The 14,907-nt window shown below is 43.7% G+C and carries 8 protein-coding genes and 1 pseudogene; 2 read left to right on the top strand and 7 right to left on the bottom strand.

Annotated features, from left to right (window positions below; translation table 11 throughout):
- On the top strand, positions 1–480 hold a 480-nt coding region (locus tag IM456_RS22340), incomplete at its 5' end, for a DUF2887 domain-containing protein (protein WP_287693295.1).
- A gap of 517 nt (positions 481–997) precedes the next feature.
- Here the strand turns inward: IM456_RS22340 and IM456_RS22335 are convergent.
- The 7 genes and pseudogenes from IM456_RS22335 to IM456_RS22305 all read right to left on the bottom strand — a co-directional run bounded on the left by IM456_RS22335 (position 998) and on the right by IM456_RS22305 (position 13,486).
- Complete coding sequence (locus IM456_RS22335; RefSeq protein ID WP_149986541.1) at positions 998–3,541, bottom strand: beta strand repeat-containing protein; 2,544 nt, start codon at positions 3,539–3,541, stop codon at positions 998–1,000.
- Positions 3,542–3,925: 384 nt separating this feature from the next.
- Complete coding sequence (locus tag IM456_RS22330) at positions 3,926–4,672, bottom strand: FkbM family methyltransferase (protein WP_149986543.1); 747 nt, start codon at positions 4,670–4,672, stop codon at positions 3,926–3,928.
- Between the two features lie 21 nt (positions 4,673–4,693).
- Positions 4,694–6,190, bottom strand: a complete 1,497-nt coding sequence (locus tag IM456_RS22325; protein WP_253881160.1) for a glycosyltransferase family protein — start codon at positions 6,188–6,190, stop codon at positions 4,694–4,696.
- A 60-nt stretch (positions 6,191–6,250) separates the two neighbouring features.
- Positions 6,251–7,597: an FkbM family methyltransferase gene (locus tag IM456_RS22320; protein WP_149986548.1), complete on the bottom strand. Its 1,347-nt coding sequence runs from the start codon at positions 7,595–7,597 to the stop codon at positions 6,251–6,253.
- A 24-nt stretch (positions 7,598–7,621) separates the two neighbouring features.
- Positions 7,622–10,684 carry an FkbM family methyltransferase gene (locus tag IM456_RS22315; RefSeq protein ID WP_149986551.1) on the bottom strand — a complete coding sequence of 1,021 codons (3,063 nt, stop codon included), beginning with the start codon at positions 10,682–10,684 and terminating at the stop codon, positions 7,622–7,624.
- Positions 10,685–11,082: 398 nt separating this feature from the next.
- Positions 11,083–11,298: pseudogene (locus IM456_RS22310) on the bottom strand (PhzF family phenazine biosynthesis protein); the annotation flags it as partial.
- A gap of 154 nt (positions 11,299–11,452) precedes the next feature.
- Positions 11,453–13,486 (bottom strand): elongation factor G, encoded by a 2,034-nt coding sequence (locus tag IM456_RS22305; protein WP_149986555.1) that lies wholly within the window; start codon positions 13,484–13,486, stop codon positions 11,453–11,455.
- 220 nt (positions 13,487–13,706) lie between these two features.
- Here IM456_RS22305 and IM456_RS22300 point away from each other — a divergent pair.
- Positions 13,707–14,907 (top strand): RNA-guided endonuclease InsQ/TnpB family protein (locus IM456_RS22300; protein WP_287712808.1); only part of this gene is annotated, 1,201 nt, incomplete at its 3' end.

Genomic DNA, 14,907 nt, shown 5'->3' with positions numbered 1-14,907 from the left:
TACGGAGACAATCCCTCCTTAGGAATCGGTGTGATTAAATTAGTAGTAGAGTCGGAAACGGCAGCGGTGAGGACTGCTCAAACCCTAATCGAGCGGACCAGAGAAGAAATCACCGACCAGTCCAGTCAACGGCAGTTAATTAACCTAATCGAAAGTATCATTATTTACAAATTCCCCCAGAAAAGTCGCGAGGAAATTGAAGCTATGTTTGGACTAAGTGATTTAAAACAAACGAGAGTCTATCAAGAGGCGCTGGCCGAAGGAGAAGAACAAGGTCTAGAACGGGGTCTGCAAGAGGGGGAACGTCTGGTGGTGGAAAACCTGCTCCGAGTCCGTTTTGGTGAGTTAGACCCAGAAATTCAAGCCATTATCAGCCGGATTTTACAACTGTCTCCGGAAGAATTTACCCCTTTACTCCTCCATTGTTCCAAGCAGGAACTCTTAAAGAGATTTCCCCCGGAAAAGTCGCAAGGAAATTGAAGCTATCACCCCCCTTATCAAGGGTAGGGTTAATTCATGAATTAACCCTACTATGAGAGTTGATTGATGAATTAACCCTACGATGAGAGTTGATTGATGAATTAACCCTATGAGGGTTGATACTAAATCCTTTGAGTAACCCACAGAAAACGGGTTTCTCCGAGAAACCCGTTTTCTACTCATGCACTCATGCAAAAAGGGGAATAAATAATCAGTCTTTAATAACCAGATTTAGTATGATTCATGAATCAACCCTACTACTTCCCCCGGAAAAGTCGCGAGGAAATTGAAGCTATCACCCCCCTTATCAAGGGTAGGGTTAATTCATGAATTAACCCTACTATGAGAGTTGATTCATCAATCAACCTACTATGACTGGACCAGGGGAGCAGGGAAGGGAGGGAGACCCTCCCTTTTATCGTTCCAAGGTAGAACCCTGGAACTAGAAAAAACTAAAAACCCAATCCCGATAAAGGGATTGGGTTCTATTCAAGAGCTAAAGTCAATCACTTCAGACCTAGATGATGTTAGCACCCACTAAGTTGTTACTGTTAAAGCCAACCAACACGATCGAGGAAGCGTTAGCGCCCCCAAAGAAGTCAGCACCACCATTACCTTGAATGATCAAGGTGTCGGCACCACCACCATCGGAGGTAATAGTAAATACGCCCGTGCTAAGGGTTAAGTTACCAGACAAGAAGTAGTTGGTGTTAGCCGCCAAAGCGTTACTCGCTGTGCCAATACCCGAAATTGCTGCCGCGGCAAAATTCAAGTCGAGTTGGTCACCATTGGCGCCACCAGTGAATTCTCGGATGATATCTACGTTGGGGACAGCAGAGGTACCAACTGGTGCAAAGGTAATAGTTCGAGCGGCAGTAAAGGGATCTGCCGCCGCACCACTAATCGCAGATCGAGCCGCACTGTCAGCGAACGCTTGGAAAAATGTGTCGATACCGCCGCCACCGGTGAGTTGGTCTGTACCAGCGCCGCCGACAATAGTATCATTACCACCCGCACCGCTAATACTGTCTCGCAAACCACTACCAACTAATCGGTCATTACCTTCCGAACCAGTGATGGAGATGGCAATGGTAGAGGGCGTACCCTGGTTCATCACCAGTGCCGCACCATTGGTCATGTCAGAAGCGTCGATTTCGTCCGCCGTCACTGCACCACCAATATTCAAAGTGGAGTTACCAGTGATGGTAATCGCATTAGTTACGCCGGTGGTATCAGGCAGGGTGACAGCCCCAGTAATTGTGTGGCTGGTGGCGGCATTGTTGGAGTTAATGGTAAGTTGCTCGATCGGTCGATCAACGTTGTTTAACGTCAAAGAGGCCACCGTGATGTCGATGTTGACCGGTACTGCCGTCCCATCGATATTCAGGGTGAGGGCATCGGTAGTGGCAGTGCCTTCCGCTTGAACGTTTAACGCACCAGTGTTGGCAAAAGTTGTTAAGGTGTTATTGCCCGCATTGAAGCGAATAGTATAAGCACCAGCAGTCCCCTCTTCTAGGTTCACCGTAGTGATTTCATCACCGATAAGGTCAGCCCGTAGGGTAGCGCCAGCAGTACCAATACCATTATTAATGGCAGTAGGGTCAAGATCAGCTAAGGCTAAGGTTTGGATGTTGGTAATATTGTCATCCTCGGTCGTAATCCCTTCGGCATTAGCGGCGGTCACTCTTAGGGTGTTAGTCCCTTCACCACCATCGAGGATATCCGCACTGGTAAAGCCGTTGACCGTGAAAGTATCATCACCGAGACCACCTGTAAAGTCAATGGTTCCGGTACCAGATATCACGGATAAATCGCCCTCAAACTCGGAGGCATCTAGCTTGGTAGCGGTGTTGGCCAGGGCATTGGTGAGGGTTAGGTCTTGATCCCCAGTGATGGTTACTTCCTCAATACCGACGGCAGTGAGAGCCACGACGCTGGCCAAGCCCTCAGTAGCGATCGCTAGTTGCTCGTAGCCATCGGTACCAGACACTGGATTGAGAGTTAGTGGACCAGTAGCTTCATTCAAGGTGAGTGTCACCGCATCTTCGTCACCGGCAAGAGCGGCATTGGCGATGGTGATGGTGGTAGCAGAAGCAGTGCGGCTCAGAGAAACCTTTTCCACTGCGGTTTGAGTGTCGGTCAATGAGAAATTGCTGATACTATCAGCAACATTGACATTCTTGAGACCAGTGACGCTGGCTCCCAGAATGGTCAAACCACCATTACCCGTGTTAGTAACGTTAAGGGTCTCCACATCGGTGAAGGTGGGTAGGACGCTTTGACCAACAAAACTAACATCAGTCCAGAGGACGGTTAAAGTGGGGTTAGTGCCGGAACCAGTCAGTTTATCACCACTGTTCAGGGTTTGGTTAATCTGCCCGAAGTTGTTGACGGGGGCGGCGAGGAAAAGGTTAGAGGTTAAATCGTCCTGGCTAGCAGTCAAGGCGACGCTATTGCCAGCCCCACCGGCTTGGGCGGCGGCCAATAGGTTAGCGGCTAAGGCCTCAGTAACACTAGCCTCAGAGGCATCGACGGTTTCAAGGATGCTCCAAGAGGTGTTGTAGTCTTCCTCGGTAAAGCTAGAAATACCTTGCAGTTGGAACTGGGCAGCGAAATCGAGGGCTACTTCTGCCCGGTTGAGCAGGGCCTGTTGGATGGCAGCGGGCTGGTACTGGTTAAGGACGATGGGAAAATCTAAAATATTGGGGATGCCGTTGCCATCGCTGTCGGCGGGCGTACCATCGGGATTGGTGAGACTGAGCCATTCAACCCAGTAGTTAATCTCGTCGACATTTAAATCGGCTTCTTCTAGGCCGTAGGCATTGTTAAAAACCTCTAGAACGTACTGCCGTCTGGTGGCATCGGTGGCGGCTCCGGGGGCAGCCAAGAGGGGATAGGTTTGTTGGGCTGCGGCCGAATTGGCGAAAACAAGAACCGTTTCTTCCCAAGTCAGGGATGTCAAGCTAGGGTCAGTCTGCCACAAGCTAATGTCAGAGGCTGACGGAGCTTGGGAAGCATAAAGAATATTTAACGAAGCGTATACTTCTGTACTGATTGCCATGTTTTTAATCTCAACTCCTCACGGTTATGATAATTTGAGTCCGTCCAGAGGTCGGGGGACCACAACGGCTACTCGGATAAAAGTGTAACAAATTTTTCTGGTTTGGGCAAGTAGAAATCCTGTGGACATAAAAAAGTTATTCCTTGATAGTCTGATGGAGGCTTGACCGTAAATTTTTCCCGCACTGAAAATCGGGAATAGGAAAAGCCCTCCCGACCATGTCCTAATTTTCCCTTCCCGAAATGGTCATTGTAAGGACTGTTAAATCCTGTCCCTTGCTCTCCAACTTGGTACTTGGTCTATCGCCTATCTGGGAAGAAAATAGACTGTTCTTCTTTTCCCTCGCACGGCAAAGACTAGACGGGTTAGGAAAGTCAAGCCTCCCTAGTTCTCATAGTACCAAATCGGGGCAATACCGGCTTGAGTATTTACAAAAATACAATCTAATGTGGTTAGCACTCCCGCTTGATCGCGATAGGCATCGGCCAGATCCCAAAGCCGAAAATTAAAGGATAATAACCAATCGGCGATTTCGGTTAACAGGGGAGTTTTTTTGCCATAGCCTCGATAGAGCCAGCATTCAAGAAAGAGAACATCGACTTTAGGTAAGGTTTTGACGGCCCCTTTGAGTATAGACAACTCCGAGCCTTGGGTATCAATTTTGATCACTTGGGGATGGGGTAAACCAAGTCGGGCAATTGCGTCATCAATTGTTAACATTTGCACCGAGATGGGGGTGGTGGGCTGACTCTCATCACCGGTTTGCAAGAGGCTACTGCTCACCACGTCCGTGGAAACATTCATCGTCTCCTCGCCGGAGGTTTCACCTAGGGCGTATTTATACAGATGAAAGGAGGGATAGACTCGCAGGATTTCTGAGATTAATTCTCGATAGTCGCTGCTGTAGTCGATGAGGGGTTCAAATAGATAGAATTCAGCTTCCTGCAGCACCTGTTTGATATAATAAGACCAGCCACTATTAGAAGCACCCACATCAAAGACCACCCTTGGGGTGTAACCTAGGTTTTGTAACCGTTTAAATACCTGTCGATCCAACTGGAGGACTTGAGGATCTAAGTCATCAAGCATTTTTTGATAATCAGACCTTAATTGCAGTTTTTCAGAGTTCATATCCTTGGAATTTCTTCGGGTTTATCTTTTTCGGTACAATTTCATCACATAAGTGCCTGTATCTAACTGTTCTCCTGTATCGTACCACTGGGGGAGTGAGTCGCCAACAATTTCTACTAATCCGGGATTCCAGGGTGCTCTAGCACTGGCCCTAGGATCAATGACAATTAATGAAAGATTATCCCTATCCTCTGGTGTCATCTGCCCATTATAAAGGGGGAAATAAACTCGTTTATCCTCAGACTTGAGGGCGTAGAATGTTGGAAAATCAGCATAAATGTGATCCTGAGGATTAATTTTGTTGTCGAGAAAGTTTTGTACTTTAGTATAGTCATTCTTTTCCCATTGTTCTAAGGTAATTTGCGCTAGGGAAGGTAGTCCTAGTAAGTTGGCATAAAATAATAAAACCAAAAAAGCTATACTAATAATTGTCGCCTGAATTTTGCCAGTATTTTTTTCTAAAATATTATTAAAACTCCAGCCAATACAAATGATCAAGGGAAACATCAACATCCAACTATAATAAAGTGGATATTTCCCCAGAAAACACATAGTAGTTGGTATGGTAATAACGCTGATCAAGGCAAAAAAGGAAGGAGAACGCCACCGGAAAGATTTGGTCAATAGTTCATAAAATATCAAGATGATCAGCAGTAGTGACAGTGGGGGAAAAGACGCATCTCTCAAGCAACCACCACAAATATAATCTTTGTCAAAAAGTTTGCTCACTCTGGAAAATATTATATCAATGACACTTCTGTTAAGGTTGGCATTGGCAACACTCTGACCCAAAGTCAGACTAACAAAATCATCCCAAACACCATTAGTTGAGTAAAGTGCATAAAGAAATAACATTCCTAAAATAAACCCCCCGCCTAGAGCGACAAATTCCCGCCAAAATCGCTGAAAGTTGAAAAGGAGTAGGATAACGCCAAAAATTATGGCAAAGACCACTGCTGACAATCCAGAAAGGGGAAAGAAAAATCCAATAATTGTCATAGTAAGACATCGGATTTTAGCATCTTTTATTAAAAAAGCTCCCCAAACCAGTGCTGATAAGAAAATGCAGGAAGTGTCGTACCTTCCCGATGTATAAATAAAGGTAATTCCTGCTGGCAAAAGACAACTAACCACTAAGATGATTCTTAGCCAAGAAAACTTAATTAAAGCCAATTTCTTGATGACTAACCAGATTAAAGTGATGCTAAGAAGCATTAACACATAATTAAAAAGCCTAACTTTTTCAATACTAAATCCCAAAACTTTTATCCATAAAGCCAGCAAAACTGTATAAAGAAAAGAAACGCCAACATGGAAATCTTGAGCATTTTGATGCCACCAAGCAGCCGAGGTAAAACTGTCGTATAAAGCTAGATTAGCTGCTGGTTCTGCCAACATTACTTCATCTATCCACACGGGTTGTAATCTAGATCCAAAGAATATGCCTACTAGCAAAAAAGCAATTCCTAAACCGACGAGAATCAAAATTTCACTGGTTAAAGATATATTTTTTTTCATAATCATTACTCACCTAGTTAGTTTGTTTGTTTGTGAAAAAAATGATTGATGCCTAAGTTTCTAAGCTGAAAAATAAGTAGCTGGCATAACAGAAGCACACCAAAGTAAAGCTTGATGGAAGACATGATAATCTTGAAAAAAGAAAACATTGCCCCAAGAATTATCGAGGGAATAGGCAGAATTACAGTAATAACTAACGTCGGAACTGCCCCAAATACGATAGATAACTAGATGCCAATGATAATCTCTTTCCTTCATAGCATTGACTAAATCTGGTAATTTATTCATCGCTCCCGAACGACCAAAAGGAAAATTTTGATCCCAAAATTCCGCAACTACCACGGGATAACGATAGTTGCCCATACCTTTGATTACTTCTAAATCAAAGCCTTCTGTGTCAATTTTAACTAAACCAATATCTTTGGGTAATTCCTCGGCATCGTGGAGACTAGCTAGGGTTTTAACAGTAACAGTAATAGTATCGTTAAATACTAAACCTTCGGAAAGAGAATGCTTAGTTAAACTGTTATAAAAGCTGGCATCTTGATAGGTGTTGTCGGCGGTTTCATCGGTGGCTATATGCAGTTCTTGGGTTTGATTTTCGGAACCGATAGCTAAGGGAAAAAGCTGAAAATTAGGATGATCACCGAGGCGATTTTTGAGCTTATCGATTACGGGAGGAAAAGGTTCAAAGGCATAAACTTGATAACCAGCTTGTAGGAGACGACTAGAAACATCGCCACGATTAGCACCAATATCTACTGCAAGACGATAGGGAAGATAGGAATATAAATAAGTCATTAATTCGATGTCTAGATCTTGAAAATATTGTTGATCGGTAATGACTTTATATTTTTGAGAGTGAATATCTTCAAAGATTTGGCGGTTCTCTTCGCTGATTTGATGGAGATTTTCTTGTATTTTTTGTATGGTGGCAAAAATAGCATCGCTTTGCTGTTGGTAAGCTTCATAAATTCTCTGGAAAGAATCGAGAATTAAATCACTATGTTTTTGGGAGTCTTGTCGCACATCCCTGGCTATTTTTTGGAAAGTGTCGAGAGTTAATTCCTGCTGTTTTTGAGATTGGCTGTGATTTGTCTGGAGTTTTTCCGTCAATACTTGAATATTTTTAATTATATCTACGGAAAACTTGAGCAAAAAGGCTTGATTTTCCAGTGATAAATCAGCCTTTCGCTTGGTTTCTGCATTTTCTTGTCGGATTTTCTCCGTGGAGTTATTGAGTTGCTCAACCTTAAAATCCAAGGGATCAAGCTGATTAAGTTTCTCCAGTTTTTGGATTTGTTCAAGTTGGACATGACTGAGTGAATCAAGTTTTTCTAGAAATAAATCTTTGACTGCTTTAACTCGCTGAACTATTTTATTTTTGGCTAATAATTGTTTAATCATGGGGTATATTTTAGGTATAGAGGATTAAGGTTTAGAGGGAAATTGATGAATTTCTCGGTTAGTTTCGGGAACTAATAGAGCCTGACGGATAAAGACGATTTCCTTTTGCAAGAGAGTTCCATCTATGGGCGATCGCCATTCTCCCGTTTCGTCATAATAGCGAAATCCCAACTGGTCTAACCAATGAATCATTTCACTAATAACTAGAGATTCCTGATCGTATCGGATCACGGATAGTTCGGCGATAATCAAATCCACTTGGGGGAGAAATGCTTGCGCCCCTTCTAAGACAAGATGTTCGGCGTATTGAACATCTATTTTGAGAATGCCACGCCCGGAAATCTGCTGCTCTGCGGCGATCCGATCAATAGTAGTGACAACCACTTCCAACGGCTGATAGTCTCTCAAATCGGCGGGATTAAGCAGGGAACTACAGTAAAAATCGGCAGAAACTTGCAAATTTAAACGTCCTTCTTCATTGGAAACCGCCACTTGCAACAATTCTGCTATGGGGATATTGCCGATAAAATAATCCCTAGCGGACTGCTCATATTGGGAAGTCAAGGGATCGATGAGAAGATAACGAGCTTCAGGGAATAATTGACTAACGGTAAAAGACCAGATGCCATGGGAGGCACCGACATCGATAACGAAATCCGGTTGATAACCCTGGCCTTGCAGACGACGCATCACTTGATAAACTGGCACATAGTCTTTATAAATCTTTTCGGGAACGGGTGGCTCAATAAAAGGCACGGCATCGATCGGCGATCGAGGTAAAATTGCTTCAAATCTGTTATCGGCTGCTTGTTCTTTTTCCAGGGACTGCCACACCCATTGATCGATCCCTCGATCGGAGAATTTTGCCGCTACTTTAACGGCATTTTCTCGCATTATTTGCTGATTTTCGGGGTCAAGAACGTAATCCACGGCTGCTGCCAAACTTTCAGGTGTATAATCACAAACCACACCGATTTGAAAGCGATTAATAAAGTTAGCCGCCGAGGTTTTATTACTGCCTAAAAGAATTACCGGGGTGTTAGCGGTGGCGAGGTTAAAAATAATCCGGCCGGGTAAACTAAGACGAGATAATTCTGTCCGATCATCTCTTTCGTCCATGGTTCCAGTGGGAACAATAACAAAGGGATATGCTTGTAGTTGTTGTGCTAGTTGTTCTTCGGGATAAAGTCCTTGGCTATAAAGTCCCCATTTTTCTAATTCTGCGGCAGATTCTTTGAGCCAATAATAGTTAGAATTGCCATACCAATCTAGTTTAATTCCTGCCCCTTGAATACTCTCTAAAAGAGATTGGAACCATTGGGGACTCCAAATGCTTCCTAATAAAGCTCCCCATTTTTCTTGACAGCGTTGGGGAGAAACTTGGGCAACTTCACTATTAATGAGACGGTGGGGAACGATCGCCGGTAGGAGCCAAAATTTGTAGCCGTACTTATTCTCGTAAGCGTTGCGGAGTTCGGGATGGGTGGCAAAACGAACGGAACATTTGCTTAAAAACTCTTTCATTAAAGCATCGGGAATCTCCTGAACGCAGATATTCTGATCGTCCATGATGTAGGTGGCAAGGGGAACGTTAAATAATTCCTTAATAGCGATCGCTGTCAGAATATCGCTGGCGTAATAAGGGACACAAAAAACTTTTTGGACTTGATGGTGTCCGAGAGTTTGTAGAATTGATTGAAATATCGCCGGTCGCGACATTTTCTTATGGTCAAGATGGAAGCTTAAGACCCCGAATTGTTGTTCACCGCCATAGTGATTATCGGAACGGATGGAAATAATCTCGCTATCATCGGGAAAGATTCTTCTGACCAAGGCTCCTGTCCCGTGACTTTGATTGACTTCACTAGCGGTAACGATCACAGGGCACTTGAGGCTATTTTTCTCGAATTGTTCAAAGCGATTATCGATGGGTTTTCCTTGTTCTAACGATCTCCAGAGCCAATCATCAAAATGATCGGCTTTTAAGCTTTTGGCTAATTTTTGACTGGAATAACGGAGCCGCAGTTGATTGCTTTCTATTCGTAGTTTCTCTATTTCTGCTAATAAGCTTTGAGCTTTATAATCACAGACAGTTCCTAGGTCGAATTCTTTGACGAACTGAGCGGCGGCACTATCTTTACGACCAACAATGATGATCGGAGTATTAGCAACGGCGGTAATAAAGGGAATGCGGGAAGGCAAACTCAAACAGGCGAATTCCGGCCGCTCTTGCTCGTTTTCAGAACTGGCAGTGGGAACGATTGCAAAAGGGGCTTGACGTAAGTAGTAGATGAGAGCATCTTGGCTGCAGTAACCTTTAAAAAAGATACCATCTTGTTCTAACTCTGCTTCTTGGAATTGCAACCATTGACGATTAGGATTGCCATACCAATCTAATTTGATCTGGGATTCTCGACATAATTGCCTGAGATTTTCTAACCAAGTCTGAGACCAGATATTACCGATCAAAATCCCTCTTGCCATAGAATCGGGGGCGGTAATTTCTGGTGGCATTAAATAACTTTCCACTAGGGGCGGTACAAACCAAATTTTCCTTTCGTATTTTTTGCTATAGGCTTGACAAAGGGGCTTAGAAATGCCTAAAACTAGATCACTATTATCGATTAATTGCTTAACAATCTCATCGGCCACAGCCCTGACATAGACATTCTGATCATCCATCAGGTAGGTACAAACGGGTACTTGAAAGAGAGATTTAATCGCTGTGGCTACATAAAAATCTTCCACAAAGTAGGGAATTACTAAGACTCTTTTCGGTTTTAAATAAACAAATAAATTTTGGATTTTTACTAAAATTTCCCCGTAGGAACAACCGCGCACATCTAGACAAAAATTCTGAACGCCAAAATCCTGCTCTCCTTCGTAGAGATTAGTGGTTCGTAAGGAGACTATCCCACTGGTATCAGGGAAAATTCTCTTTAAAAGAACCCCGACACCGTGATTCTCATTGATTTCGTTTGAAGATATTATAATATCATAACTTTTCTGGAATTTGTCGGCAAAATTATTCAAGTCGTGTAACGACAAACTAAGTTCTTTTTGTAATTCCTGATAAGAGGTGAGCATAATGATTAATTTTAATAGACTTTAACTATAGACATTCCATTGCCTCTGATACTAAATCCTCTTTAGAAGTTCTAGGGAAGCAGGGAGCGGGGAGCGGGGAGCAAGAAGCGGGGAGAAGGGAGAAACAATCCATAACTTGGGAGTTAATCGTACTATTAAAAACGGATTTAGTCTGACAGGTTTTCTCAGAAAAATAAAGTATAACTTCATTTTGCCTACTGCCTCGTCATTAAGATAACTGCCGTATTTTTCCTTGGTTATCCCTCTAGAAATTTTATATTTTTGGATATACCCTGTCAAATTTATTCTTATCCATCCCACAAAACCGAGATTGATCCTTGCAGGTCTTAATGTTTTAAGATTGTTCATCTCCTTTTTACTGACTTCGGCAACCGCTCTCACAATGACCTTTTTATATCACTTTTTGTTTCCCCATCGGCAATTATCATCTTACCTTGGCAGACTAGAACTGATGCACCACCCACAGAAACTTCCGTAATTTTACGGTTGTTTTTCTGAAACTTTAATTGTATTGTGCCTGGTCTGCCCATTTCCACTCCTTGGATTATTGTCCATTGATTCATCCCTTCCCTAGAAGATTCTAACCCCCCTAGGTTGAGAATTCCGAGACCAATTTGGGGCAGTATAGCACTAGGCTAATCTCATCGAACCCTTCTGTCATTTTTTGCCACAAAAGGGAGAGATGAGCCAATAAAAGCCCATCTCTTGCTAATTTATCCCTCTACTTTAGTGACAGCCAAGAAGACTTTACTTGTTACCATTACCTTGCATAGCTAAAACCGCATCGCGCAGTTTATCCGGCACTTCTTGCAGGTGATCCTCATCCCACTGGAAGAAACCGACACCCATAGTCAAAGAACGCAATTCAACGATAAAATCGTGCATTTCCGCTTGGGGTAGATAGGCCGTTACCTGATCCCAACCTTTCCACTCCGCAGAAGCTTCAAAACCCTGAATTTGACCGCGTTTACCACTGATTAACTGTAAAACCTTGGCGGTGTATTCTGAGGGAGCGAGAACCGTCACCAATAGAATTGGTTCTAATAAGACCGGATGACATTTAGGCAGTCCTTCCGTCATCGCTAGACGGGCCGCTTGTTTAAAAGCTTGTTCGGAACTATCGACACTGTGATAGGAACCATCGGTGAGGGTGACATCGATATCGACCACGGGGAAACCCAAAGGACCGTGACCGAGATATTCCCGCACCCCCGTTTCCACCCCGGGGATATACTGTTTGGGGACGACACCACCGACAATGCTTTCATGGAAGTGGAAACCTTCCCCCCGGGCCAGGGGTTTAATATCGAGATACACATCACCAAAAGCGCCGTGGCCGCCAGTTTGGTGTTTATAACGTCCGTGGGATTTGGTGCTGGTTTTGATCGTTTCCTTGTAGGGAACTTGGGGTAAATGGGTGGTCATCGGTAGATTATACTTGCGCGCTAGGCGATCGAGGGCGACTTGCAGATGAATTTCTCCCTGTCCCCAAAGAATCACTTCTTTAGTATCACCGTGTTGTTCCCAGTAGAGGGAAGGATCTTCTTCGATCAGTTTTGTCAAAGCTGAACTTAATTTCACTTCATCCTTGCGATTTGCGGCGGCAATGGCCAAGGCAAAGACGGGTTTGAGTTGTAAACCTTTGGGAAGGTCGGGTTTTTGACTGCCGCTGCTCACCACATCTCCGGTGGCGATTCCCTCCAAACGACCGAGAGCGACAATTTCCCCCGCTTGCGCTTGCTGTAAGGGTTGTTGTTGTTGTCCCATGAGACGATAGATACCACCAATCCGCACACCGTTCAAGGCCATGCCATCGCTAAGGGTTCCCTGCCAGATTCGCGCTAGGGAGAGGCGACCGCCCTGGGGAGTAAAATAGGTTTTGAGGACTTGTACCACCGCATCCCCATCCGCACTGGGATCGAGACCGCGACGGTTGGCGGTAATCGTCGGGGCCGGTGTTTCTTCCACTAAAGCGGTGAGGAGATGACGCACACCATAGTCCCGTTCCGCCATACCGAAGAACACAGGTACTATCTGATCGGCTCCCAGTTCTTGTTTTAAGTCTTGGAGAATTTCTTCCCGGGAGGGGTTAATATCTTCGAGGAGTTCTTCTAAAAGATGATCATCAAATTCGGCGATCGTTTCCAGCATTTCTTGTCGAGCGATCTGTTCTTCTTCCTTGAGGTGGTCGGGTAAAGGTACGGGATCGGCGGGACTGTTAGCATGGTAATGATAAGCCTGTTCGTTGATTAAATCGATGAATCCGATAATTTCGTTGTTCTGACGGATAGGATATTGCTGGGGAACGAGGGGACGACTAGAAACGGATTTGAGAGCTTGTAGGACTTCGTTAAAGTGACTATTACAGCGATCCATCTTGTTGATGAAGATTAGATGCGGAATTTCCCAATCATCGAGGAATTTTAGCAAGGGAGCCAGGGTGAGAACTCGATCAACCACCGGTTCACAAACGATAATAGCAGCACCGGCCCCGACGAGGGCATTATAGGTTTCACTGGCAAATTCGATCGAACCGGGGCAATCGAGAAAGGTAAAATTTAGGTCTTGGTATTGACTATGGGCAACGGAAACTTCTACACTCATCTGTCGATCCCGCGCTTGCGTGGAACTATCACTGACGGTATTGCGATCGCTGATTTTACCTTTTCTGGTGATGGCTCCTGTTACGAAAAGTAAACTTTCCAGTAAGGAGGTTTTTCCACTGGAGTAGGGGCCGACAAGGGCCACATTACGGGTGTTTGCTCCGATACTTTGATTCATACAGATACCCCCAAGAATGATTTAGTGATTAGTTGCGGCGATTGGGCGATATTTACCGAAAATGTCGGATGAATGCCCCCGCTACATTTTTCGACAAGATACTCACCTTTGCGGGGGATGAAATCCGACCAGAATATCAACCCCAGAGCATCGTTTTAATTCTACCATCTGTGAGTAAACTGTGTTATACTTAACTTAGCCAGTGGTCGAGAATTGTTAGATGCTAGTCGTAGAAGCAAAGCTAAAAAACGGAACCCCAGAGCAATATCACCAGCTTGATGAAGCTATCAAAACTTCTCAGTTTGTGCGTAACTCTTGTGTTCGTTATTGGCGGTCCAATCAAGGGACAACCCGTAATGATCTTCAAAAACTTTGTGCTGTACTAGCAGACAACAAAGAAACACCTTGGGTTAATAAATTAAACTCTCAAGCTCGTCAATCGGCTGCTGATAGAGCCTGGCAATCAATTAATAGGTTTTACCAGAATTGTCATGCTAAGATACCGGTCAAAAAGGGTTTTCCTCGGTTCAAAAAGCATAGCCGTTCCGTTGAGTACAAACTAACAGGCTACCAACTATCTGATCATCGACGTAAAATCAAGTTTACCGATGGCTTTAAAGCAGGAGAATTTGATTTATGGTGTAGTCAAAAAACCTTAGTTTATTATTCAGAGCAACAGATTAAACGGGTAAGAGTTGTTAGACGTGCCGATGGTTATTATTGTCAGTTTTTGATTGACGTAGAACGGCAAGAATACCATAAACCAAAGGGACAAATAACAGGAATTGACTTAGGTTTAAAAGAGTTTTATACTGACGCTCAAGGCAATACAGTAGAGAATCCACGTTATTTAAGCAAGTCAGAAAAACGACTGAAAAAAGCACAACGACGATTATCCAAAAAGTTTCGTCAAGGAAAGAAACAGTCTAAAAACTATCACAAGCAACGGATAAAAGTAGCTAGGCTTCATCTTAAAGTATCAAGACAACGTAAAGACAAAGCAATTAAAGACGCTTTGGCGTTAGTCCAGTCTAATGATCTGGTAGTTTATGAAGCTTTAAAGGTAAGAAACTTAGTCAAAAACCGTAAGCTTGCCAAGTCGATTAGTGATGCTTCTTGGTATCAATTCACTGAATGGTTGAATTATTTTGCCAAGATTTATCGGATTGTCTGTGTTGCTGTACCACCGCATTTTACTAGCCAAGATTGTTCAGTTTGTGAGACGAGAGTTCAAAAAACATTAAGCACTAGAACTCATCAATGTCCCAATTGTCAAACAGTCTTGGATAGTGATCATAATGCAGCCATCAACATTCTTAAAAAAGGGTTGAAATATTTGGGAAATCATCTCAACGGTACTGTTGGGCAAACAGAAACCGTCCCAAACGCCTTGGGAGAGTCCGGCCTCTGGATTCTTAATG

Source organism: Microcystis sp. M079S1 (assembly GCF_020246425.1).
GTDB classification, from domain to species: domain Bacteria; phylum Cyanobacteriota; class Cyanobacteriia; order Cyanobacteriales; family Microcystaceae; genus Microcystis; species Microcystis aeruginosa.
Note: the sequence above shows the minus strand (reverse complement) of the source record. Positions and strands in the feature narration are given on the sequence as shown.